The 22,631-nt window shown below is 73.4% G+C and carries 19 protein-coding genes; 8 read left to right on the top strand and 11 right to left on the bottom strand.

The features are described from left to right. Positions 1–1,482 (bottom strand): AfsR/SARP family transcriptional regulator (locus ABD844_RS41215; RefSeq protein ID WP_344891148.1); only part of this gene is annotated, 1,482 nt, incomplete at its 3' end. Positions 1,483–1,593: 111 nt separating this feature from the next. Between ABD844_RS41215 and ABD844_RS41210 the strand changes: the two genes are divergently transcribed. Both ABD844_RS41210 and ABD844_RS41205 read left to right on the top strand, forming a co-directional pair. Beyond that, complete coding sequence (locus tag ABD844_RS41210; protein ID WP_344891145.1) at positions 1,594–3,189, top strand: MFS transporter; 1,596 nt, start codon at positions 1,594–1,596, stop codon at positions 3,187–3,189. 76 nt (positions 3,190–3,265) lie between these two features. Continuing rightward, positions 3,266–5,176, top strand: coding sequence for an aconitate hydratase (locus ABD844_RS41205; RefSeq protein WP_344891142.1), 1,911 nt, complete (start codon positions 3,266–3,268; stop codon positions 5,174–5,176). A gap of 12 nt (positions 5,177–5,188) precedes the next feature. On the opposite strand, the gene ABD844_RS41200 is transcribed toward ABD844_RS41205, so the two are convergent. Then, positions 5,189–6,160 (bottom strand): helix-turn-helix transcriptional regulator, encoded by a 972-nt coding sequence (locus tag ABD844_RS41200; RefSeq protein ID WP_344891139.1) that lies wholly within the window; start codon positions 6,158–6,160, stop codon positions 5,189–5,191. A 202-nt stretch (positions 6,161–6,362) separates the two neighbouring features. Here ABD844_RS41200 and ABD844_RS41195 point away from each other — a divergent pair, with 202 nt between their 5' ends. Next, positions 6,363–6,980: a GNAT family N-acetyltransferase gene (locus tag ABD844_RS41195; protein ID WP_344891135.1), complete on the top strand. Its 618-nt coding sequence runs from the start codon at positions 6,363–6,365 to the stop codon at positions 6,978–6,980. Between the two features lie 36 nt (positions 6,981–7,016). Here the strand turns inward: ABD844_RS41195 and ABD844_RS41190 are convergent, their stop codons facing one another. The 3 genes from ABD844_RS41190 to ABD844_RS41180 form a co-directional block, all read right to left on the bottom strand. Next, a complete protein-coding gene (locus ABD844_RS41190; RefSeq protein WP_344891132.1) occupies positions 7,017–8,498 on the bottom strand; it encodes an MFS transporter in 1,482 nt (493 codons plus the stop codon). Positions 8,499–8,569: 71 nt separating this feature from the next. Continuing rightward, positions 8,570–9,058 carry a MarR family winged helix-turn-helix transcriptional regulator gene (locus ABD844_RS41185; protein WP_344891129.1) on the bottom strand — a complete coding sequence of 163 codons (489 nt, stop codon included), beginning with the start codon at positions 9,056–9,058 and terminating at the stop codon, positions 8,570–8,572. A 71-nt stretch (positions 9,059–9,129) separates the two neighbouring features. Next, positions 9,130–9,867 carry a class I SAM-dependent methyltransferase gene (locus ABD844_RS41180; RefSeq protein ID WP_344891124.1) on the bottom strand — a complete coding sequence of 246 codons (738 nt, stop codon included), beginning with the start codon at positions 9,865–9,867 and terminating at the stop codon, positions 9,130–9,132. A gap of 135 nt (positions 9,868–10,002) precedes the next feature. Here ABD844_RS41180 and ABD844_RS41175 point away from each other — a divergent pair, with 135 nt between their 5' ends. Genes ABD844_RS41175 through ABD844_RS41165 form a run of 3 tightly spaced genes read left to right on the top strand, consistent with a single transcriptional unit; the run spans position 10,003 to position 12,370 of the window. Continuing rightward, on the top strand, positions 10,003–10,395 hold the full coding sequence (locus ABD844_RS41175; protein ID WP_344891121.1) for a GntR family transcriptional regulator: 393 nt from the start codon (positions 10,003–10,005) through the stop codon (positions 10,393–10,395). Further along, positions 10,392–11,282 (top strand): ABC transporter ATP-binding protein, encoded by an 891-nt coding sequence (locus tag ABD844_RS41170; RefSeq protein WP_344891118.1) that lies wholly within the window; start codon positions 10,392–10,394, stop codon positions 11,280–11,282. Before ABD844_RS41175 ends, ABD844_RS41170 begins: the two co-directional genes overlap by 4 nt. Continuing rightward, a complete protein-coding gene (locus ABD844_RS41165) occupies positions 11,279–12,370 on the top strand; it encodes an ABC transporter permease (protein ID WP_344891115.1) in 1,092 nt (363 codons plus the stop codon). The genes ABD844_RS41170 and ABD844_RS41165 overlap by 4 nt, the downstream gene beginning before the upstream one ends. A 48-nt stretch (positions 12,371–12,418) precedes the next feature. Here ABD844_RS41165 and ABD844_RS41160 read toward each other — a convergent pair whose 3' ends face one another. Both ABD844_RS41160 and ABD844_RS41155 read right to left on the bottom strand, forming a co-directional pair. Beyond that, positions 12,419–13,105 (bottom strand): alpha/beta fold hydrolase, encoded by a 687-nt coding sequence (locus tag ABD844_RS41160; protein WP_344891112.1) that lies wholly within the window; start codon positions 13,103–13,105, stop codon positions 12,419–12,421. Between the two features lie 128 nt (positions 13,106–13,233). Then, a complete protein-coding gene (locus tag ABD844_RS41155; RefSeq protein WP_344891109.1) occupies positions 13,234–15,120 on the bottom strand; it encodes an ABC transporter ATP-binding protein in 1,887 nt (628 codons plus the stop codon). Between the two features lie 188 nt (positions 15,121–15,308). Between ABD844_RS41155 and ABD844_RS41150 the strand changes: the two genes are divergently transcribed. Together ABD844_RS41150 and ABD844_RS41145 are read left to right on the top strand one after the other, a co-directional pair. Then, positions 15,309–15,461, top strand: a complete 153-nt coding sequence (locus tag ABD844_RS41150; protein WP_344891106.1) for a hypothetical protein — start codon at positions 15,309–15,311, stop codon at positions 15,459–15,461. Positions 15,462–15,591: 130 nt separating this feature from the next. Further along, entirely contained in the window at positions 15,592–16,326 is a 735-nt protein-coding gene (locus tag ABD844_RS41145) for a DUF998 domain-containing protein (protein ID WP_344891103.1), read from the top strand. Positions 16,327–16,376: 50 nt separating this feature from the next. Here ABD844_RS41145 and ABD844_RS41140 read toward each other — a convergent pair whose 3' ends face one another. From ABD844_RS41140 to ABD844_RS41125, 4 genes are all read right to left on the bottom strand, one after another. Then, complete coding sequence (locus ABD844_RS41140) at positions 16,377–18,470, bottom strand: golvesin C-terminal-like domain-containing protein (protein WP_344891099.1); 2,094 nt, start codon at positions 18,468–18,470, stop codon at positions 16,377–16,379. 3 nt (positions 18,471–18,473) lie between these two features. After that, complete coding sequence (locus tag ABD844_RS41135) at positions 18,474–19,391, bottom strand: dihydrodipicolinate synthase family protein (protein WP_344891096.1); 918 nt, start codon at positions 19,389–19,391, stop codon at positions 18,474–18,476. After that, positions 19,391–21,004, bottom strand: coding sequence for an FAD-dependent oxidoreductase (locus tag ABD844_RS41130; protein WP_344891093.1), 1,614 nt, complete (start codon positions 21,002–21,004; stop codon positions 19,391–19,393). The genes ABD844_RS41135 and ABD844_RS41130 overlap by 1 nt, the downstream gene beginning before the upstream one ends. Further along, positions 21,001–22,631: MGH1-like glycoside hydrolase domain-containing protein (locus ABD844_RS41125; protein ID WP_344891089.1), on the bottom strand; the 1,631-nt coding region annotated here is incomplete at its 5' end. The genes ABD844_RS41130 and ABD844_RS41125, both read right to left, overlap by 4 nt.

Below are 22,631 nucleotides of genomic sequence, written 5' to 3'. Positions count from 1 at the left end.
CACGCCGAGCGCGCGCACCCGGGTCGCGGCCAGCTCCAGCGCCAGCGGGATGCCGTCGAGGCGGCGGCAGATGGTCTCGACGGCCGTCGCGGTGCGGGCGTCGAGCGTGAACTCCCCGCACGCGGCGGCCGCGCGGGCCGTGAACAGCCGTGCCGCGTCGGCCCGCGCGACCGCCGCGTGGTCGGCGTCGTCGTCGGGCACCTCCAGCGGGGCCACCACCTGAAGGTGCTCGCCGGAGATCCCGAGCGGCTCGCGGCTGGTGGCCAGGATCCGCAGCTCGGGGGCGCCGGCCAGCAGGCGTCCCGCGACCTGGGCGGCGGGCTCGACGACGTGTTCGCAGTTGTCGAGCACGAGCAGGATCCGGCGCTCGCGTACCGCGTCGAGCACCCGCTCCACGATCGGGGCGGGACGGCCGCGCGGGCCCGCCACCGTGGCGTCGGTCAGGCCGAGGGCGGCGGCGATCAGCGTGCCCACCCCGGCCGGGGTGGGCAGGGCTCCGGCGCGCGCCGGGTGGTCGAGCGCCGTGAGGTCGACCAGCCAGACCCCGTCGGCGTACGCGGGCGCGGACCGGGTGGCGGCGGCGACGGCCAGGCGCGTCTTGCCGACCCCGCCCGGCCCAGTGAGCGTCACCAGCCGGTACGCCCCCAGCAGGCCCGCCACCCGATCCGTGGCCTCCTCCCTGCCGATCAGCGCGGTGAGCGGCACCGGCAGGTTGGTACGGGGCCGGGCCGCGTCCAGCTCGTGGTCCTGTTCGAGGATCGCCTGGTAGACGGCCGCCACGTCCGGCGAGGGATCCACGCCCAGCTCGGCGGCCAGGCGTTCGCGTAGGTCGTGGTAGGTGGCCAGGGCTTCGTGCTGGCGTCCCGAACGGTAGAGGGCGCGCATGTAGGAGGCGCGGAACCGTTCGCGCAGGGGGTGGCGGCGTACCTGGTCGGCGAGGTCGGGCACGAGGCGGTCGTGCCGGCCCAGCTCCAGCTCGACCTCGGCGTGCTCCTCCATCGCGGCCAGCCGCTGCTCGGCCAGCCGGGTGACCGTGCCCTGGAGGAACAGTTCCCCGGCGAAGTCGGCGTACGCCTCGCCCCGCCACAGCGCGAGCGCGTCGGCCAGCAGCGCGGCGCGCGCCGACGGGTCGGCGACCCCCCGCGCCCGGCCGGTCAGGACGCCGAACCTGCGCGCGTCCACCGCCTCGGCCTCGACGCGTAACGCGTAGCCGGGCGGCTGCCACACCACCAGGTCACGGCCTCCCGGCTCGGCGTGCTCCAGGGCCCGCCGCAACTGCGCCACCTTCGTCCGCAGCACGCCGGCCGGGTCGCGCGGCGGCCCTGCGCCCCACAGGTCCTCGACCAGCCGCTCGACCGGCACCGACCGGCCGTCGTGGCTCAGCAGGTCGGCCAGCAGCAGCCGGACCTTCGCCTCCGGCACCTTGACCGGCGCGCCGTCGTCGGTCCGCACCTCCAGCGGGCCGAGCACCCGAAACCGCATACGGCCACGCTAGCCAACCCCGCCGACCGCGCTCCCCCGTCTCTGGGGAGTGACGGGCGGCCGACATCGAACCGGAACCGGATCACAACCCCCGTCCCCGACCGTGACCGCATGCTGACGAATTCGGGGCCCGCGCGGCGGGCCGGAGCGCGTGAGTGGGCGGGGCTGGCGGTGCTGGCGCTGCCCACCATCCTGCTCGCCCTCGACCTGACCGTTCTCTACATGGCGCTCCCCCACCTCGGCTCGGAGCTGGGCGCGGGCAACACCCAACTGTTGTGGATCAGCGACATCTACGGATTCATGATCGCCGGTGTGCTCATCACGATGGGCACGCTCGGCGACCGCGTCGGCCGCCGGCGGCTGCTGCTGATCGGCGCGACCGCGTTCATCGGGGCGTCGGTGCTGGCCGCGTACTCCACGAGCGCCGAGATGCTGATCGTGGCCAGGGCGCTGCTGGGGCTGGCGGGGGCCACGCTGACGCCGTCCACGCTGTCGTTGATCACGAACATGTTCACCGATCCCCGGCAGCGGTCGCTGGCCATCGGGGTGTGGCTGACCTCGTTCTCCCTGGGGGGCGCGATCGGGCCGGCGGTCGGGGGCGCGCTGCTGGAGCGGTTCTGGTGGGGGTCGGTGTTCCTGCTGGGCGTGCCGGTCATGGTGCTGCTGCTGGTGACCGGGCCGCGCCTGCTGCCCGAGCACCGCAGTCCTGGCGCGGGCCGGCTCGACCTGGTCAGCGCGGTCCTGAGCCTCGCGGCGATCCTGCCGATCGTCTACGGGATCAAGCAGATCGCCAAGGACGGCGTGCGGGTGGTGCCGCTGCTGGCCGTCGCGGCGGGCGTCGCCGTGGCCGTCCTCTTCGTACGGCGCCAGCGCTCCATCGCCGACCCCCTGCTGGACCTGCGGCTGTTCGGCAACCGGCGGTTCACGGGTGCGCTGGTGAGCATGTTGCTGGGGATGGTGACGCTGTACTCGTTCACCTTCTACTTCACCCAGTACCTGCAACTCGTCGAAGGGCTGTCGCCGTTCGTGGCGGGCCTGTGGTTCATCCCCATGGCGGCGACGACCATCGTGGCGGCCATGGCCGCGCCGCTGATCGCGCGCAGGCTGCCGCCGCCCAGGGTGATCGCGGCCGGACTGGTGCTCGCGGCGGGCGGCTTCGCGTCGCTGGCCCTCATCGACGCGGGCTCCGGCCTGACCCTGATCATCGTGGGCGGCGTGGTCATCGCGGTCGGCATCAACCCGCTGCTGGTGCTCAGCACCGACCTGATCGTCAGCTCGGCCCCGCCGGAGCGGACCGGGTCGGCGGCGGCGATGCAGGAGACCAGCGGCGAGTTGGGCTCGTCCCTGGGCATCGCCGTCTTCGGCACCCTCGGCACCGCCCTCTACAGCGCCCAGATCACCGGCACACTGCCCGGCGGCCTCCCGCCGGAGGCGGCCGAGACCGCCCGTGACAGCTTCGCGGGCGCGTTCGCGACCGCGGCGGACCTGCCCGCCGAGATCGGTACGGCACTCGTCACCGCCGCCCGGGAGGCGTTCCTGACCGGCATGAACGCCGTCACCCTCATCAGCGCGGGCGTGCTGCTGGCCATCGCCGTCCTCGTCGTGATGGCGCTCAAGGGCGTACGCCCCCTGGGTGAGGCGACCGCGGAGACCGGCCAGGAGGAGACCGGCCGCGACGAGGCCGAGCGCGGAGGCGCGGTGGTGTGAGGGAACCTCGCGCAGAGTCCGCGCGGAGTCCGGGGGCCGGTGACTTGACGGGGCCGCTCCGGGTAGCAGGTCCCCCGTGAGCCGGAACGTCACGCAGAAGCTGATCGCCGCGCACCTCGTCACAGGAGAGATGCGGCCGGGTGGGGAGATCGGGCTGCGCATCGACCAGGCCCTGATCCAGGACGCCACCGGGACCATGGTCATGCTCGAACTCGAGGCCCTCGGCCTGGACCGGGTACGCACCGAGACCGCCGTCCAGTACGTCGACCACAACCTCCTGCAGACCGACGAGCGCAACATGGCCGACCACGTGTTCCTCCGCTCGGCCTGCCGCCGGTTCGGCATCTGGCACTCGCGGGCCGGCAACGGGGTCTCCCACCCGACCCACATGGAGCACTTCGGCGTGCCGGGCAAGACGCTGGCCGGGTCGGACTCGCACACGTGTGCGGCGGGCTCGCTCGGCATGCTGGCCATCGGCGTCGGCGGGCTGGAGGTGGCCATGGCCATGGCCGGTGAGCCGCTGTTCGTCACGATGCCCGAGGTGTGGGGCGTGCGGCTCACCGGGGAGCTGCCGCCGTGGGTGAGCGCCAAGGACGTGATTCTCGAGATGCTGCGGCGTCACGGCGTACGGGGCGGGGTGAACCGTGCCATCGAGTACCACGGCCCCGGGCTCGCCACGCTGACCGCGATGGACCGGCACGTCATCGCCAACATGGGGGCCGAGCTGGGCGCCACCACCACCGTCTTCCCCTCCGACGGCCAGGTGCTGGAGTTCCTGAGCGCCCAGGGCCGGGCCGCCGACCACACCGAGATCCTGGCCGACCCGGGAGCCGGGTACGACGTGCGCGACGAGATCGACCTGTCCACACTGGAGCCGCTGATCGCGCGTCCCAGCTCGCCCGGGAACGTCGTCCCGGTGCGCGAGGCCGCGGGCGAGCCCGTCCACCAGGTCGTGGTGGGGTCGTCGGCCAACCCGGGCCTGCGCGACTTCGCCGTGGTGGCCGCGATCCTGCGCGGCAGGCAGGTCCACCCGCAGGTGTCGCTCGACGTGAACCCCACCTCGCGGCAGATCCTCGCCGACCTGGCGAAGACGGGGGCGATCACCGACCTGATCGAGTCCGGCGCCCGCATCCACCAGACCGGCTGCCTGGGCTGCATCGGCATGGGCCAGGCCCCGGCCGTGGGCCGCAACAGCCTGCGGACGTTCCCGCGCAACTTCCCCGGCCGCTCGGGCACGCACGACGACTCGGTCTGGCTCTGCTCGCCCGAGACCGGGGCCGTGGCGGCGCTGACCGGCGAGATCACCGACCCGCGCGACCTCGGCCCCGGCCCGCCCGAGGTACGACGGCCGCGCGCGGTCAGCGCGGGCGCGGCGCTGTTCGAGCGCCCGCTGCCCCCCGAGCAGGCCGAGGAGGTGGCGCTCAGCAAGGCCCCGAGCATCGGTTCGCTGCCCGAGCTGGACCCGCTGCCCGACGCCCTCACCCTGCCGGTCGTGCTCAAGGTGGGCGACGACGTCTCCACGGACGAGATCCTGCCGGCGGGCGCGCGGGCGCTGCCGTACCGCAGCAACGTCGCGGCGCTGGCCGACTTCGCCTTCACCCAGCTCGACCCGGACTACCCGGAACGAGCCCGTGCCGCGGGCCCGCACGCCGTCGTCGCGGGCCGCAACTACGGCCAGGGCTCCTCCCGCGAGCACGCCGTCATCGTCCCCCGCTACCTGGGGCTGCGCGTGGTCGTCGCCAAGTCGTTCGCCCGCATCCACTGGCAGAACCTGGCCAACTTCGGCGTGCTCGCCCTGGAGTTCGCCGACGAGTCCGACTACGACGCGATCGGCGGCGAGCTGCGTTTCGAGGGCCTGCGCGAGGCGGTCGAGAAGGGCACCGAGCTGACCGTGAACGGCATGGTGCTGCGGCACCGCCTGTCCCCCAGGCAGCGGGCGATGGTGCTGGCCGGTGGCTGGATCCCGCTGGTCCTGCGGCGCGGGTGACCCCGGGCGGCGCTACGTCGGCGGGCTCGCGCCGCCGCACGCCGCCAGCAGCCGCCGCCCGATGGCGCGGGCGGCTTCCTGGAGCTCCGGGCAGCGTACGATCCGGTACGGGGCCGGGATCATCGCGAGCTGCTCGGCGTACCACGCCGGGTTGCTGGTGCTGCCGGTCAACCGGCTCGTGCGGGCGTCGAGCGGTTCGAGGCGTCCGAGCGCGCGGGGCAGCCACCGGGCCGCGGTCTCGGCGGGCGCGTCGATGACGACCTCGGTCTCGTACTCCCAGCCGACGGCCAGGTGCTCCTCCAGCATGGCGACCGGGTCGAGGCCGGGCGGCGGGGTGAAGGCGTCGTCGAGCACCTCCACCGCACGCACCCGATCGATCCGGTACGCCCGCCGCGCGTCCTTGGGGCACGACCGGCACAGCAGGTACCAGCGGCCGTGCCGGACGACGACCGCCCACGGCTCGACCTCCGCGACCCATTCCGACCCGGCCTCGGAACGGTAGCCGAGCCGTACCCTGCGCCGGTCGGAGCAGGCCCGGACGAGGGCGGTCGTGGTCGCGGGGTCGGGCCGCGCGGCGGACCGGTCGGGCGCCGGGGCGGCGGTCCGGCGTACGGCCTCGATCTGGGCGGCCACCGGCTCGGGCAGCGCGCGGACGATCTTGCCGAGGGCGGCGCCGACCGGGTCGGCGGGGTCGCCCGCGTCGTGGTGGCCGTCGAGCACGGCCATGACCAGGCCGAGCGCCTCGGCCGCGGTGAACATCAGTGGCGGCGGGCGCACGCCTCTGCCCAGCCGGTAGCCGCCGTACGGGCCGCGTTCGGACTCGATGGGGATGTCGGCCTCGCGCAGGATCTCGACGTAGCGGCGGACGGCGCGCCCGGAGACGCCGAGTTTGTCCGCCAGCCGCTCGGCGGTGATGCCGGGGCTGCCCTGGATGAGCTCGAACGCCAGCAGCGCCCGCGCCGTGGGGCTCGCGTCGGCCCGCACAACACCCCTCACAATCCGGAAGCAGAACGTCCGGAAAGGACCCTAGCATTCGGAGCATGCACGAGGGCACCACATGACCGGCACGAACAACTCAAGCACGGCCAACACAGACGCAGGCAGCACAGACACAGACGCGGGCGGCACAGGGAGCGGGCGTGCCCGCGGAGGCAGGGCCGACAGGACACCGATCTCCCCCGAGCAGGTGCGGATCGTCCCCGCGAACGAGGCGTCCTGGGAGGACCTGTCAGCGGTGTTCGGCACCGCCGACGCGCGCCGGTGCCAGTGCCAGTGCCAGTGCCAGTGGTTCAAGGTCGCGGGCTGGCTGTGGCACAACTCCACCCAGGAGGGGCGTACCGCGAGTCTGCGTTCCCAGACCGCGTGCGGCGTCCCGGACGCGAAGGCGACCAGCGGCCTGGTCGCGTACGTGGACGGCGACCCGGCGGGCTGGGTGGCGGTCGAGCCGCGCGTCGCCTACCCCAAGCTGCGCACGTCCCGCGTCCCGTGGAGCGGCCGGGACGAGGACAAGGACGACGACGGCGTGTGGGCGGTGACCTGCTTCGTGGTGCGCAGGCCGTACCGGGGTCGGGGGCTCTCCTATGCGCTGGCCCGGGCCACGGTGGACTTCGCCCGCGAGCGCGGGGCGCGGGCGCTGGAGGGATACCCGATGATCACCCAGCCGGGCAAGGAGATCACCTGGGGAGAGCTGTTCGTGGGAGCCCGCCAGGTGTTCGAGGAGGCGGGCTTCACGGAGATCAGCCATCCGACGCCGCGCCGGGTGGTCATGCGCATCGACTTCGACCGGGAGAGCGCCGGACGCTGACGGGCGGCACGACCGTCCGTGGCCGCGCCGCCCGCTTCACCCGCGCGTCTCCGCCAGATCGACCGCGGGGTCGGTGGTCGGGTCGGTGGCGGGGTTGGCGGCGGGGGCCGCGGAGTCGCGGGCGGGGCGGCGCAGGACGGTGAGCGCCACCACGAAGGCCGCGACCAGCAGCCCGGCGGAGATGCCGAACGCCAGCCGGTACCCACCCGTCAGCGCGACGGCCTGACCGGCCCCTGCGGTCAGCAGCTCACCGGTACGCGCGGCGGCCATCGTGGACAGCACGGCCACGCCGATCGCCATGCCCACCTGCTGCGTGGTGTTGAACAACCCGGACGCCAGCCCCGCGTCACTCTCCCGCGCCCCGGACATGCCCAGCGTGGCCAGCGCCGGCAACACCAGCCCGCCACCCGAGATCAGCAGCATGGGCGGGAGCAGGTGGGTGAGGTAACCGGCGTCCACCGTGACCCGGGTGAGCAGCACCATCGCCGCGACGAGCAGCACCAGCCCGCTCATGAGGACGGCGCGGGCGCCGTAGCGGGCGCTGAGCCGGGCCGAGACGAACAGGGAGATCGAGCCGATGCCCACGGCCGCCGGCAGCATGGCCAGCCCCGTCTCCAGCGCCCCGTAACCGAGCACCCGCTGCATGTAGAGCGCGACGAGCACCTGGAACGCGAACATGCCCGACAGGGCGAGCATCTGGGCGAGGTTCGCGCCCACGACGTTGCGCGAGCGCAGGATGCGCAGCGGCATCAGCGGCGCCCGTGCGGTGGCCTGCCGCGCCACGAACGCCCCCAGCAGCGCCAGCGAGAGCGCGCCGAGGCCGAGGGTGTGGGCCGCGAGCCAGCCGTACTCCTCGACCTTGACGACGGTGTAGATGCCCAGCATCAGCCCGGCGGTGACCAGCACGGCGCCGAGGACGTCCGCGCCGGCGGACAGGCCGGCGCCCCGGTCGGCGGGCAGCACCCGCAGCGCGAGCACGATGGTCACCACGCCGATGGGCACGTTGACGAAGAAGATCCAGGGCCAGCTCAGGGCGTCGGTGAGCACCCCGCCCAGCACCTGCCCGATCGAGGCCCCGGCCGCCCCGGTGAAGCTGAAGATCGCGATCGCCTTGCCGCGCTCCCCCGGCTCGGTGAACAGCGTCACCAGGATCCCCAGCACCACGGCGGAGGCCAGCGCGCTGCCCGCCCCCTGCAGGAACCGGGCGGCGATCAGCGTGCCGGGGTCGGTGGCCGCGCCCGCCAGCACGGACGCCGCCGCGAAGATCGCATTCCCGGCGAGGAACAGCGTCCGCCGCCCGATCAGGTCGCCCAGCCTGCCCGCGAGCAGCAGCAGCCCGCCGAAGGGGATCAGATAGGCGTTGACGATCCAGCTCAGCTCCGCGCCCGAGAAGCCCAGATCCCGCTGGATGGCGGGCATCGCCACCGTGACGATGCTGCCGTCGAGGATCGTCATCAGGCCCGTCGCGGACAACACGCCCAGCGCCGTCCAGCGCGAGCCGTTACGCACGTACGACATGGTTCTCTCCCGTCTCAGTCGACAGGAGAGACCGTAGCAGATAGTTCCGTAATAGACGATCCTCTTCGGACCTACTTTGCGCGCTCCCGTGCCCTGCGCGCCTGCTGCGCCCCCTCGGCGGGCGCCGCGAGATGCCCGCCGACCAGCCGGTTCAGGGCGCGGACCAGGACCTCGCGCTCACCGGCGGGCAGGGCGTCGAGCGCGTCCCTGTGCACGCCGTCGACGATCTCCTGACTGCGCCCGGCGATCTCCGCGCCCGCCTCGGTGACTGCGATGATCCGCGCCCTGCGGTCGGTGCTGGACGGGCGGCGCTCGGCGTAACCGGCCTTCTCCAGGGCGTCCACGGTCACCACCATCGTGGTCTTGTCCATGTCGCCCAGCTCGGCGAGCTGGATCTGCGTACGCTCCTCCTCCAGCGCGTGCACCAGCACGCAGTGCATGCGCGGCGTCAGCCCGATCTCGGCGAGCGCCGCCGCCATCCGGGTGCGCAGCACGTGGCTGGTGTGGTCGAGCAGGAAGGACAGGTCTGTTTCTGTACGCGCGGGAGCCATCGCTGTCATGCCGCCAGCCTACCCATGTCATCCCGGCACGGATTATCTACGAGCAGACGACCTCGCCGCCGCGAGATCCGTCAGGCGGGCAGCCGGTAGACGGACACGTGGGAACGCGAGCCCTCCAGGAACTCGGCCCCCTCCCAGTCGGCGTGCCTGCTCTCCAGCTCGAACCCGGCGAGCTGGGCCATCAGGTCGAGCTCGGCCGGCCAGATGTAGCGGTGCGGGCTCAGGAACAGCTCGGCCCGCCCGCTCCCGTCGAACGTGAAGTGATGGGACACGACCCTCTGATGCAGCACGTCGTAGGTGTCGAGGCCGATGTAGCCGGGCTCGACCTGGCACACGATGGCCTGCTGTCCGGGGGGCAGCTTGCGCAGCTCGGGCACCCACAGCTCGATCACGAACCGCCCGCCCGGCCGCAGATGACGGGCCGCGTTGCGGAAGCAGGCCACCTGCTCGGCCTGCGTCTGCAGGTTGGAGATCGTGTTGAAGACGAGGTAGACGAGCGAATAGTCCCCCGGCGCCACCACGGTCGCCATGTCGCCCGTGACCACGGGGATCGTGGCCTCGTCCACCTTCGTACGGAGTTGGTCGATCATCGCGGGCGACAGCTCGATGCCGGTGACCGGCACGCCCGTCTCGGCCAGCGGCACCGCGACCCGGCCGGTGCCGATGGCGAACTCGAGCGCCCTCCCGCCGCCCGCCAGCTCGGCCAGCCGGGCCACGGTCGGCCCCAGGACCTCGGGCGCGAACATCCCGGTGCCCGGTGTGTCGTAACGCCGGGCGGCCTCGGCATTCCAGATCTCCTCCTGTCGCATGCCGCCCACCCTGTCCGGGCGCCGTACGCGGTGTCCAGCGATTTTCCGACCCCGACGAGCCCTGGCCCGGTCGCCTTTACGGCCACCTGACATTCAAGCTCTACAGTGCTAGGAGCCTAGACGTATGGAGACCACGTGATCGACTTCTATCTGGACGGCCGCAGCGGCCTCTCGCCGTACCTGCAACTGGTCCAGCAGGTACGCCACGCGCTGCGGCTCGGCCTGCTGCACGAAGGCGACCAGCTCCCGACGGTCAAGGACGTGGTGGCGCGGCTGGCGATCAACCCCAACACGGTGCTCAAGGCGTACCGGGAGCTTGAGCACGAGGGCCTGGTCGCCGCGCGGCCGGGGATCGGGACGTTCGTGACCAAGACGCTGGCCGGCGCCTCGCTGGCCGCCCACGGCCCGCTGCGCCAGGAGCTGCGGCGCTGGCTGGACAAGGCCCGCCGGGCCGGGCTCGACGACGAGAGCGTCGAGGCCCTCTTCATGACCACGTTCCGGGCCACGTCCCGGGAGGACACGGCGTGAACCCCGTCCTGCGGGCCCGAGGGCTGGGCAAGAGGTACGGCAAGCGCTGGGCGCTGCGCGACTGCACGATCGACGTCCCGTCCGGGCACGTCGTCGGGCTGGTGGGCGCGAACGGAGCGGGCAAGACCACCCTGCTGAAGCTGGCCTGCGGGCAGCTCGCGCCGACGGCGGGCGACATCAGCGTGTTCGGCGGCCCGCCCGCGGGCGGCCCCGGGCAACTGGCGAAGGTCGGCTTCGTCGCCCAGGACACCCCCCTCTACACCGGGCTGAGCGTCGCCGACCACCTGCGCCTGGGCGCCCGCCTCAACCCGGGCTGGGACGGCGCGCTCGCCCGCGAACGCGTCGACCGGCTCGGCCTCGACCTCACCCGGCGGGCGGGAAGGCTGTCGGGCGGGCAGCGCGCCCAGCTCGCCCTCACCCTGGGCCTGGCCAAACGCCCGGAGCTGCTCGTCCTGGACGAGCCGGTCGCCGCACTCGACCCGCTGGCCCGCCGCGAGTTCCTCCAGGGCCTGATGGAGGCCGTCGCCGAGCACGAGCTGAGCGTGCTGCTCTCCTCCCACCTGATCTCCGACCTGGAACGCACGTGCGACTACCTGATCGTGCTGGCCGACTCCCGCGTACGGGTCGCGGGCGAGGTGGACGACCTGCTGGCCACCCACCACCGGATCACCGGCCCGCGCCGCGACCAGCACCGGCTCCCGTCCGATCAGCGGGTCGTGTCCGCCCGGCACACCGGCCGGCAGAGCACGTTCGTCATCCGGACCGACGCCCCGATCCACGACCCCGCCTGGACGGTCAGCCCGCTGACCCTGGAGGACCTCGTCCTCGCCTACCTGGGCGAACCCGGCCAGGCCGACCACCGTCCGGTCCTGGAGGTGGTGCGATGATCTGGCTGACCTGGCGGCAGTTCCGCGGGTCGGCGGCGGTGACGGTCGCCGCGCTCGTGGCGCTGGCCGCCGTCCTGGCCTGGACCGGTCCGCGCCTGGCCGCCGACCACGCCACCGGGATCACCGCCTGCACGGCGTCCGGCACAGCGTCCGGCACGGCGTCAGAAGCCTGTGGCCGCTTCTTCGACCGGCTCTTCGAGGACTACCAGGCCCCGTTCCTGGCCGTCACCCTCGTGCTGCTGCTCCTGCCGGGCCTGATCGGGCTCTTCTGGGGAGCGCCGATGATCACCCGCGAGCTGGAGACCGGCACGCACCTGCTGGTGTGGAACCAGACCATCACCCGCACCCGCTGGCTGGCGGTCAAGCTCGTCATGATCGGCCTGGCCGCGACGTCCGCCGGAGGGCTGGCGGCGCTCGCGGCGACCTGGTGGTCGGGTCCGCTCGACCGGTCCGCCCCGGCGGGCTGGACGCTGATGGATCCCGTGGTGTTCGGCGCGCGCGGGGTCGTCCCCATGGCGTACGCGGCGTTCGCGTTCGTGCTCGGCGTGACCGTGGGCCTGCTGGTCCGCCGTACCCTGCCGGCCATGGCCGTAACGCTGGTGCTGTTCGCGGCGGTGCAGGTCACCGTGCCGCTGCTGGTCCGGCCCCATCTGATGCCCCCGGTGAGCGGGACCTTCGAGCTGGGCCCGGCGAACGTGACCAGCTTCGGCGTGCCCGCCGGCGGCTCTCCCACGGTGTCGCTGGAGCCGGCGGTGCCCGGCCACCCGGGCTCGTGGGTGCTGTCCACCCGCCTGGTCGACGGGGCCGGACGTCCCGTGCCCACCAACACGGCCGGTGCGGCCGTCCCGGTGTCGCCCGCCTCGGGCCCTTGCGCGCCATCCGCGCGGCGGAGCCCGGTGGCGGGCGAGGGAAGCGACCTGGACGGGTGCCTGGCCGAGATCAACCGGCTGGGCTACCGGCAGCAGGCGACGTATCAGCCGTTCGAGCGGTTCTGGGCCTTGCAGTGGATCGAGACCGGGATCTACGCCCTGCTCACCCTGGGCCTGGCCGGGGCCTGCCTCAGGTGGGTCCGCGGGCGGCCGTCGTGACCGCCAGGGCCGGGTGCGCTTGGCGCCGTGGTGACGGACGGAGCCGGGTCAGGCCCCGGGAGCCGCGTCGGCCAGGAGCCGGGCCAGCTCGACCGGCCGGGTGAACATCGGCCAGTGGCCCGAGTCGAGGTCCACCAGGTCGAGGTGCTTGGCCCTGGCCAGCTCGGGCAGGTCACCGGCCGCGATCCACTCCTCCGCCTGGGCGGGCGTGAACTCGGGGCACACGACGAGGACGGGGACGTCGAACCGCCGCTCGTCCGTCAGGCGCACCACGCCCTTCGACACCCCCGCGGGGACGGAGATCGCGGCGGCCTCGAAGTCGCGCCTGGCCTCCTCGCTCAGGTCGGCGGAGTCGGGCCCGTCGAACGGCCCCCAGCCGGGGAAGGGCATGACGCCGTCGTTCACCTCGAAGAAGTCGGCGTAGGGCTGCCCGTCGGCGGCCGGGAAACCGCCGACGAGCGCGACCTTGGCGACCCGTTCTGGACGGGCGTCGGCGGCCAGCCAGGCCAGGGTGGCGGCGGCGGAGTGGCCGACCACCAGCGGTGGCGCCGGCGCCGCGTCGACGGCGGCGAGCACGGCCGCCACCTGGTCGTCGAGGGTGGCCGAGGCGGACCCGTCGCCCTGTCCTGGCAGGGCGATCGGCACGGGGCGGTGGCCGAGCTTCTCGAGCGCGGGCACGACGTCGTCCCACACGGACGCGTCGAGCCACAGGCCGGCGATGAGCAGGATGTCCATGATCAGTTCTCTTTCTTCGGCACGTTCCGGCGAGGCTCTGCCCGCCGAACGCGGTCAGGAGACCAGGCTAGGACCAGTTCCGGACATTCCCCTTCCTGTTCACCTGGTGACCTGCTCAACCCCTGCCCTCAAACGGGCTCACCGTGCGGACGCCGCCCGTCTGCGGCGATCGGGACGGACAACGACGGAGCCGCCTCGAGTGCGTCGTCGTCGTCCGCGACGAGGAAGCCGCCCGACTGGTGGCGCCACAGCCGCGCGTACGGGCCCTCCGCCTGGAGCAGCTCGCCGTGCGTGCCCTGCTCCACGATGTGCCCGTGGTTGAGCACGACCAGCCGGTCCATGCGGACGACGGTGCTCAGGCGGTGTGCCACCACGAGCGCCGTACGGTCCTGCATCAGCTGCCACAGGGCCTCCTGGACGAGGATCTCGCTCTCCGAGTCGAGGGCGCTGGTCGCCTCGTCCAGCAGCAGGATCGGGGCGTCGCGCAGGATGGCACGGGCCAGGGCGAGCCGTTGCCGCTGGCCGCCGGAGAGCTTCACGCCGCGCTCGCCGACCAGGGTGTCGAACCCGTCGGGCAGCGCCTCGGCGAACTCCGTGACGTGCGCCGCCCTGGCCGCCCTGAGGATCTCTTCGTCGGTGGCGCCCGGCCGGGCGAACGCGATGTTGTCGCGGATCGACCGGTGGAACATGCCGGGCTCCTGGGGGACGTAGGCGATCAGGCCGCGCAGGTCGGCCTGGCGCAGCCGGGCGATGTCCTGGCCGCCGACGAGGATGCGGCCCCCGTCGATGTCCATGAGGCGCAGCAGCAGCCGGGTGAGCGTGGTCTTGCCGCCGCCGGACCGGCCGACCAGCCCGATCTTGGTGCCGCTGGCGATGTCGAGGTCGAGGCCGTCGAACAGGGGCGGGCCCGCGGCGTGCGTGAATCTCACCCGTTCGAAGCGGACGCCGGCGTCGGCCGGGCGCAGCGGCTGCGGGTCGGGCGGGTCGACCACGGTGGGTCGCGCCAGCAGCAGCTCGGTGAACTGGGCGGCCTCGGTGAGCACGCTCTCGAGGCGCCGGTAGATCTGGTTGAACTCGAACATGATGCCGGTCGTGTTCGTGTAGTAGGTGAACGTCACCACGATGGCCTCCACGCCCAGGCCGCCCCGCAGCGCCACGGCCAGGAGCAGGCCCACGGCGGCGGTCAGCACCGAGAGCGGCGCGACCACGGTGTCGACCCGCAGGTTGCCGTAGTCCCAGGAGCGCAGCGAGAGCCGCTGCTGCTCGGCGACCCTGACCCGGTGCTCGGCGGCCTCCCGGTCCTCGGCGGCGAACGCGCGCACGGTGTCCATGTTGGCCAGCACGTCGGCGACGTGGCCCGACACCCGCACCTTGGCGGCCTCGCGCTCGTCGACCAGCCGCTGCCGGCGGCGGATGAGCGGGGCCACCAGGAAGCCGGTCACGACGATGAGCCCCAGCAGCACGAGGACCAGCAGCGGGTGATACTGCCACAACACGACCGAGGCGAAGACCAGCGGCACGAGCTTGGCCATGATCGAGAACGTCAGCGCGTCGGCGAACTCCTCGAACCTGCCGGAGAAGCCCAGCACCCGTTTGGTCAACGAGCCGGCGAAGTTGTCGTGGAAGAAGGCGGCATCCTTGACCAGCAGCTCGTCCATGCCGACCACGCCGAGCCGCTCGATGCCGCGGGCGTCCGTACGGTTGAGGAAGTGCAGCCCCAGCCGCCACAGCACCTCGCCCGCCAGCAGCAACGCGCCGAAGCCGAGCACGTAGGGCAGCAGCGCGCCGACCGAGCCGTCGCCGCCTCCGGCCAGGTGCCCCACGAGCCCCGCCACCGCCAGCGGCGCGAGGTAGAACAGGCAGATGTTCCCCAGCGCCGGCAGGGTCAGCGCGGGCACCGCCACCGGCCACTGCCGCTTCAGCTCCAGGCAGTAGAACCGCAGCGCGAGCAGCACCGCCGACCTGCGGACGGACGGGGTGCCCGCGGAGACCTGTCGTGCACCGAACGCAGCCATCCGCCCTCCCGAACGCCGATACCCACCGTGGCCATGCTGCCGCAGGGAGTGCGGGCGGATCCAACGATTTTCCGCCGCCCGCCCGCCGGTCCCGCCGTCGCGCCCGGTCCTCGGCCTCCCGGAATAGGGCGACGGCGGGCGCTGTTGACGCCGGACAAGTTTAGATTTCAACTTTCGAGGGAGTCGTCATGGCAATCGCCTTCATGCTGGTCATGAGTCTCATCGTCGGCGGCCTCATGACCGGCGCGGTGGCCGCCCTGGTGCTGAGCGGCATCAGGGACCGGCAGTGGCCGGTGCTGTGGCGGCGGCGCGTCGTCTACCGCGGCTTCGTGCCCCGCTGACCAGGGCGGCCGGCGTCGACACCGGGCGCGCCCTGAGCCCACGCGGGCGGTCCGCGCCCTGCGCCACACCCCCGGCGCGCTTGTCAGGCTGGATTGACAGCTCCCGATCTGTCAGCCTAGCCTGACAGGCATGCGAACCATCGTGCCGCCCGCCCCCGAGCCCAGGGGTCCGGAGACGGCCATCGACAGGACGACGAGGCGCCTGCTGCTGTGCGGTGTGGTCGCCGGCCCGCTCTTCGTCGTCGCGTTCCTCGTCCACGGGGCGCTCAAGGCCCACTACGACCCGCTGCGGCATCCGGTCAGCTCGCTGGCCCTGGGCCCGTTCGGCTGGGCGCAGACGGCGAACTTCGTCATTGCCGGCGTGCTGTCGCTCGCGTTCGCCGCCGGGATGCGGCGCGCGCTCAGGGGCTCCTCCTCAGTGAGAGGGGCGCGCTGGGGGCCGATCCTGGTGGGGGTGTGGGGGGTGATGCTGGTCTGCGCGGGGGTGTTCACGACCGACCCGGTGAGCGGGTATCCGCCCGGGACGCCTGACCTGCTCGCCGAGTACAGCAGTGTGCCCGCCCTGCTGCACGACCTGCTCTCCATGCCGGGCTTCGCGGCGCTGGCCTGCGCGTGCGTGGTGTTCGCGGTGCGCTTCGCGGGGACGCGGCAGCTCCTGTGGGCCTGCTACTCGGCCGTCAGCGCGGTGGCGTTCGCGGTGACGCTGGAGCTGTCCACGCTCGGGTTCGCCCAGACGGCGTCGCTGGTCGCGTACGGAGGGCTCTTCCAGAGGATCGCGGTCACCATCGGGTGGGCCTGGCTCACGCTCCTCGCCGCGCACCTCCTCCGCCGCGAGTGGGACGGTCACGCGGCGGCGTCCGGCTGATCCGGGGTGGCGACGTGCGCCACGCACCGGATCAGCCGGACCGACCGTCGTCAGGGCTTGCGGCGCAGCCTGACGGCGTCGGCGATGACGAACCCGTCGGCCGCGTTGCTCAGCTCGACCGAGCCCAGCCCCGCGGTCATGCGGAACGTGCCGAGCGACACCCACGAGCCGCCGCGCGGCTCCGTCACTCCGGCCTTGCGCTGGTCGACCCGTACCACCTTGGTCCCGGTCGCGTGCTTGACGGTGAAGGGCGCGTTGCTCGCGCGGTTCTCGTGCGCGGTGTGCGAGACCTGGACCTCATAGTTGCCGTCACTCGGCACCACCGGCCGCCACCGGACGACGCTCCCGCCCGTGCCCGCGGGCGCCGTACGGTAGTTGCCGCCGCGGTAGCCGGCCACGCCCGTCGCCGCCGACCAGACGCCGCTGACCACCTGATAGCCGAGTTCGTCGTTGTCGACCACCACCTCGCTGGACACGTCGGCCACCGAGGGCGCGTCGATGAGGCTCAGCGTGTCCAGCGAGACCACCCTGCCGCCGCCGCGACCGGCCTGGGACGCGGTGAACCGGATCTTGTGCTTCCCGACCGAGAGGTTGACCTCGCCGAGGTTGGCGACGTCGTAGCCGTCGGCCCGGTCCGCCGTCGTGTCCAGCACCGCGACCGGGGTGCGGGTGCCGTCGACCGTGACGGTGACCAGGCCGCCGTCGGCGGAGCGGAAGTAGCGCAGCAGCAGCTCCTGGGGGCGCGGGTTGACGACGTTCACGGTGTACTCGACGTAGGCGGTGGTCTGGGACGGGGTGAACACGACCCGGCTCCCCCCGCGCGCCACCGGGTCGGCGACGGTGGACACGGCGCCGCCGGTGGCGACCGCGCCGGTCGACAGGTCCATGAGCTGCTCGCGGTAGTTCGCGCCGCCGGACAGGGTGTCCCGGCCGTTGGTCAGCCAGTCGAGGGAGAACCGGGCGACGACGACCTTGCGCGGGAAGCTCGGGTTGTCGCCGTCGCGGCCGTAGACGAGCACGATCGTGCCGTCCGAGAGGCGGGCCAGCTCGGAGTAGTACGACCGGCCCGGGTTGACCACCCGGCTGTAGCGGAACGAGTGCGCGTCGTCGTAGCTCACCGAGACCGTCAGGTTGGTCCGCACCGGCGAGTCGGGGCGGCTGAACAGCACCCGGCCGACCTCCGACGAGCCCGGCCCGCCGCTGTAGCGCAGCAGGCTCGCGTCCACGGCGTTGAACGTGCCGGTGGACCCGTCCAGCCGCGGCGCCGACCAGGTCAGCCCGCGGTCGGAGCTGACCGACACGATCCGCTGCCGGTTCCCGCCCGCCGCGGCGCGGCCGTTGACCAGCACCGTGCCGTCGGAGCGCTGGATCACCCTGGCCTCGTTGATCGGGTAGGCGACGGAGACCGGCACCTCGGCGGTGGCCTGCCAGGTCTGGCCGTGGTCGTCGCTGTAGATCGACGCCACGCCGTAGTACCGCTGCTCGACGGTGTTGCCGACGATCACCCGGCGGTGGGAGCAGTTGAGCAGCAGCCTGCCGTTGTCGAGCTGGATGCCGTGGCCCGGCCCTGGGCCGTGCAGCGCCCAGTCGTACGGGAAGTGGTCGAACAGTCCGGACAGGGCGCGCGGCTGGCTCCAGGTGCTGCCGCCGTCCGCGCTGGAGATCATGTAGAGGTCGCCCTTGTCACCGGAGCAGGTCGTGTTCTCCGGCAGCCGGGTGGAGAGCATGTAGAACAGAAAGACGCCGCCGGTGGTCCGGTCGACGACGAACGCCGGGTTGCCCCACGACTCCCCGCCGACCGAGGTCACCAGCGTCCGCGTCGCCTCCCAGGTGTTGCCCCCGTCGGGGCTGCGGCGCAGCACCAGATCCCGGGGGCCGGCGTCGCACACCTCGTGCCGTCCCTCGGTGACGACGAGGATGGAGTCGTCGGGCAGCACCGTCAGCCCGTGGACGTGATAGCTCTCCAGAGGGTCCACGGTGTTGTCCCACAGCGTGGTTTCGTCGAAGGTGACCGGCGCGCGCCGCGCGGCCGCCGCGCTCGCCGGCAGGGCGGGGCCGAGCGCGGCGGCCAGTGACGCTGCGGCCAGGCCCTTGCCGAACGCCCTGCGGCCGATGCTGATGGACCAGGATTCTGACGGTGCCACGTGCTACCTCCGGGGGAAGAGATGTGCTTCGTCGTTGGCGAGTAAGGCGTTCAGGTCGCGCCGTTCGGCCTCGGTGCAGGGCACGAGTGGCGCGGCCACGTGTGGGGGGCACAGCCCGCGGTCGTCGAGCAGCGCCTTGATCGCGGGCACCCCGGGCCGGATCGAGTGGAGGGCGAGCAGCCGGGTGAGCACGCGCTGCGCCTCCTCCGCGTCGCCGTCCCTGCCGCTCTCGTGGGCCGCGACGAGCTCGACCGAGAGATCCGGCGCCAGGTTCGCGATGCCGGGGACGATGCCGTCGGCGCCGAGGCGCAGCGCCGCGAGCAACTGCGTCTCCGCCCCCTGGCTCACGCCGAAGTCCGGCCGGCGCCTGGCGGCGGAGACGATGTGGCCCAGCAGGTCGAGGTCGCCTGAGCTGTCCTTGATGCCCACCACGTGCGGCATGGCCACCAGCCGGTCGATCGTGTCCGGGCCGAGCGGGTTGCTGTAGCGGGGGGCGTTGTAGGCGACCACCGGGGTGCCGAGGCCGGCCAGGGCCTCGTAGTGGGCGGCGATCTCGTCGTCGCGGTGCCGGAAGTAGATGGGCGGGCTGAGCACGAGCGCGTCGGGCTCGGCCGGGGCGACCGCCGCCGCGCGCTGCCGCGCCTCAGCCGTCCCTGCCGCCGTGACGTTGCACAGCACCGGCCCGCCGGTCAGCTCGCGCCACTGCCCGGCCACCTGGACGGCGAACTCCGTCAGCGCGGAGACCGGCAGCAACGGGCCCTCGCCGTTGCTGCCGAACAGCATCAAACTGCGCGCGCCCGCCGCGGCGAGCCCGTGGAGCAGCGCCTTCGCCGCCTGTCCCGAGGGGAGGCCCGGCTCGCTCATCGGGGTGACGAGGGGGATCATCACGCCGCCGAGCAGCCGGCGGCCGTCGACCGCCATCAGTACCCCCTGATCTCGGGCCAGGCCAGCTCGACGCCGTCGGCGACCAGCTCGCTCCTGAACGCCCGCAGCCGCGCGCCGTCCGCGTGCACCTGCTCGGGCTCCAGCCCGTTGTCGAGGCAGTGGGCGGCGAGCGTCCCCGCCACCTCGCCGATGTTCCACTCCACCGGGTGCAGGCGGTAGCAGCCGTTGGTGATGTGGGTGGTCCCGATGTTCTTGGCCGCGGGCAGCAGGTTGCGCAGCCGGACCGGCAGGAGCGCGCCGAGCGGGATCTGGAACGGCGAGCTGGCGACGTCGATGTACGTGTCGCCGCCGGTCGAGGGGTGCAGGTCGATGCGGTACATGCCGATCCCGACCGAGTCGGGGTAGGCGACCGCGCCCGCCTCGCCGCGCACCGTCAGCGACAGGTCCTGTTCGACGATCCGGTAGCGGGCCTCGATCCGCCGCGACTCGCGGATGTAGGGTGCCTTGGCCAGCCCGTCGGTGGTGCCCAGCACGTCGCCGCGCAGCCGCAGCCCCGGCCAGCCGGTGCCGCCGTCCTCGCGCGGCGCCTCGGTCTGCAGCCAGTAGAGCATGCTCATGCTCAGCTCGCGGGCGCCGGCCAGGTGCTTGTCACGCTCCTCGGCGCTGACGCCGATCAGCGGGCCGGGCAGGTAGTCGATCATCGGCCAGTTGACGATGGTGACGTCGCTGGCGGCGAACCCCGGCCGGTACAGGTTGCGCGACAGCACCCGGCGGAAGGCCCACAGCTCCTTGTCGCCCGGGTCCGCCCGCTGGTCGGCGACGAACGGGGCCGGCGCCGGGTTCGGGGTGAAGGCGCGGGCCACCGTCTCCAGCGTCCTCGGGTCGGGCGCGCTCAGGCTGAGCAGCGGGTTCGGCCACTTCGGCGGCTGGTAGCGGGCCCAGTCCCGGTAGCCCGCGGGCCGGTCGATCGTGTGGTCCTCACCGGCCCGGTGCTCGATCGCGAACACCCAGGAGAACGCCTGCATGTTCGCCGGCTGCGCCTCATCGGGGGCGCTGGGCTCGCCGGTGTCGTGCCGGGACTCGAAGCCGGTGACGTGCTCGGCGCCGGTGAGCGGCAGCAGGTCGCCCAGCTCCGTGGCGTCCAGCACGTACGGCGCCGCCACCTCCAGCCGGTGCCCGTCCGCCGCCTCGACGGTGACGGCGCGCACCCGGTCGCCGTCCACAGTGGCGCCGACGACCTTGTGGCCGTACAGGATGCGCAGCCGGCCCGCCGACACGTACGGCGCGACCATGGCGTCCAGCACGGCGGCGGCCACCCTGGGCTCGTGGCACAGCCGGGAGACCCGCCCCTCGCCGGGGTTGAGGTCGGGGCGGGCGCGGGCCTCGTCGGTCAGCGGGTACCAGGTCCGGTAGTGGTCCCGGATCGCGTCACGCAGCCTGCGGTAGCTGCGGGTGCAGCCGAACTGCTCGATCCAGGTGTGCTCGTCCGGTGGCACGCCCTGGCTGGTGAGCTGCCCGCCTATCCAGTCGGTTTCCTCGACGAGAAGCACGGACCGGCCCCTGCGCAGCGCGGCCAGCGCGGCGGCCACGCCGCCGAGCCCGCCGCCGGCCACGAGGATGTCGGCCGTTGTCTCGGATTCCCTTGTCACGCGGGCATTCCCCCATCGTTGTCGTGTCGGTCGTCACGGGCTGTGCCGTCACGGGTTATGCGGAAGGGCTTCGGTTCGGCGGAGACCGGCACCCGTACGGGGGCGCCGTCCCCCGGCGGGCTGACGTGGAGATCGCCGCTGCCGCGGGCGATCCCGGTGACCTCGCCCGCGGTACGCCGGTAGGCGGTGACGACGACCCCCGGCGCGGCGTCGAGCAGCGGGCGGCCGTCGAGCGTCACGGTGAGCCGGTCACCGGCGGCCACGGTGAGCCGGCCGTCGCCGAGCGGCAGGTTGGCCAGCTCCGCGGGCTCTCCTGGGTGCGCGAAGCGCCAGCCGTCCTCCCTGGCGTCGGCGAGTTCTCCGTACGCGAGGTAGGCGAGCAGGCCGCCCCAGGCCATCAGCCCGTCGGAGCGCGCCTGGAACGCCCGGACGTCCTCGCCGGAGGTGGCCGGGTAGTTCTCGCGGACGTGGCTGTGCTTGTCCCATTCGGACAGGAACAACCGCAGCAGCGCGCCGACCAGCGGCCGGGTGGCCTCGGTCAGGTCGTAGCGGCGCAGGCCCTCGATCGCGAGGAACGCCATCGGCGCCCAGATGCGCCCGCGCCAGTACGTCGCCGCGTAGCCGGGGTCGTCGCGGGCCACGCTGGGCAGCGGCGGATCGCCGCCGAGCGTCTGCGGACGCAGCAGCCGGGCGGCCAGGTCGGCGGCCCTGGCGGCGTCCGGCATGCCGGCCAGCAGCGGGTAGAGCAGGGTGGGCGAGACGTGCGGGTCGTGTGTCCCGTCGGCGTGCAGGTTCCGGTAGCCGCCGCGGTCGGCGTCCCACAGCAGCGGGTCGGCCTCCGCCCGCGCCTTCGCGGCCTGGTCGCGCAGCCGTCGTGCGACGTCGTCCGCGCCCAGCGTGCCGGCGATGGCGGCGAGCGCCTCGGCGTCGGCGATGTGCAGCGCGACCAGCCCGACGTCGGCCAGGTTCATCGTGTGGGTGGCGGGGTCGTAGGCCACCTCGTCGTACATGGGCGAGTCGTCCAGGCCGGACTCCCGTTTCGTCCGGTCGAGAGTGGCCGAGCCGGGGTCGCCGTCGATGGGGTCGGAGCCCCAGGCGAGCAGGCCGTACGGGCCGCGGCGGGCTCGGGGCCACCAGTCGTGCCAGGCCAGCAGCGCGGGGAACGTTTCGGCGAGCAGCTCCCGGTCGCGAGTCTCGTCCGACAGCCCACCGGCCAGGTACGCCTTGCGCACGGTCAGCGCGCCCACCGGCGGCTGCGAGCGGTCGGCGGTGACGCCCTTGTCGTCGGACACGCGGTTGGGGATCATGCCCGCGGCGTCGGCGAAGGGCAGGATCTGGCCGAAGATCTCGCGGGCGTGGTCGCGGTCGACGGTGGAGGCGACCAGGCCGGTGAAGAACGTGTCCCACGCGTGCAGCGCCCAGGTGCCGTAGAAGCCCCTGCGCCGCTCCGAGACGAAGTCCCGGGAGGTCGGCGTGAGCACCCGGCCGAGGTCGGGCGCGTAGATGCGGTTCCAGGTGACGCCCCTGGTGGCGGCGTCGGCGGCGGCGCCGAGCCAGGCGCCCGACCGCGGGGCGGCGCGCTCGGCCTCGGCCCTGCGCCGCGCGAGCAGGGCGGCCACGTCGGCGG

This window comes from Nonomuraea antimicrobica, from assembly GCF_039536965.1.
GTDB classification, from domain to species: domain Bacteria; phylum Actinomycetota; class Actinomycetes; order Streptosporangiales; family Streptosporangiaceae; genus Nonomuraea; species Nonomuraea antimicrobica.
Note: the sequence above shows the minus strand (reverse complement) of the source record. Positions and strands in the feature narration are given on the sequence as shown.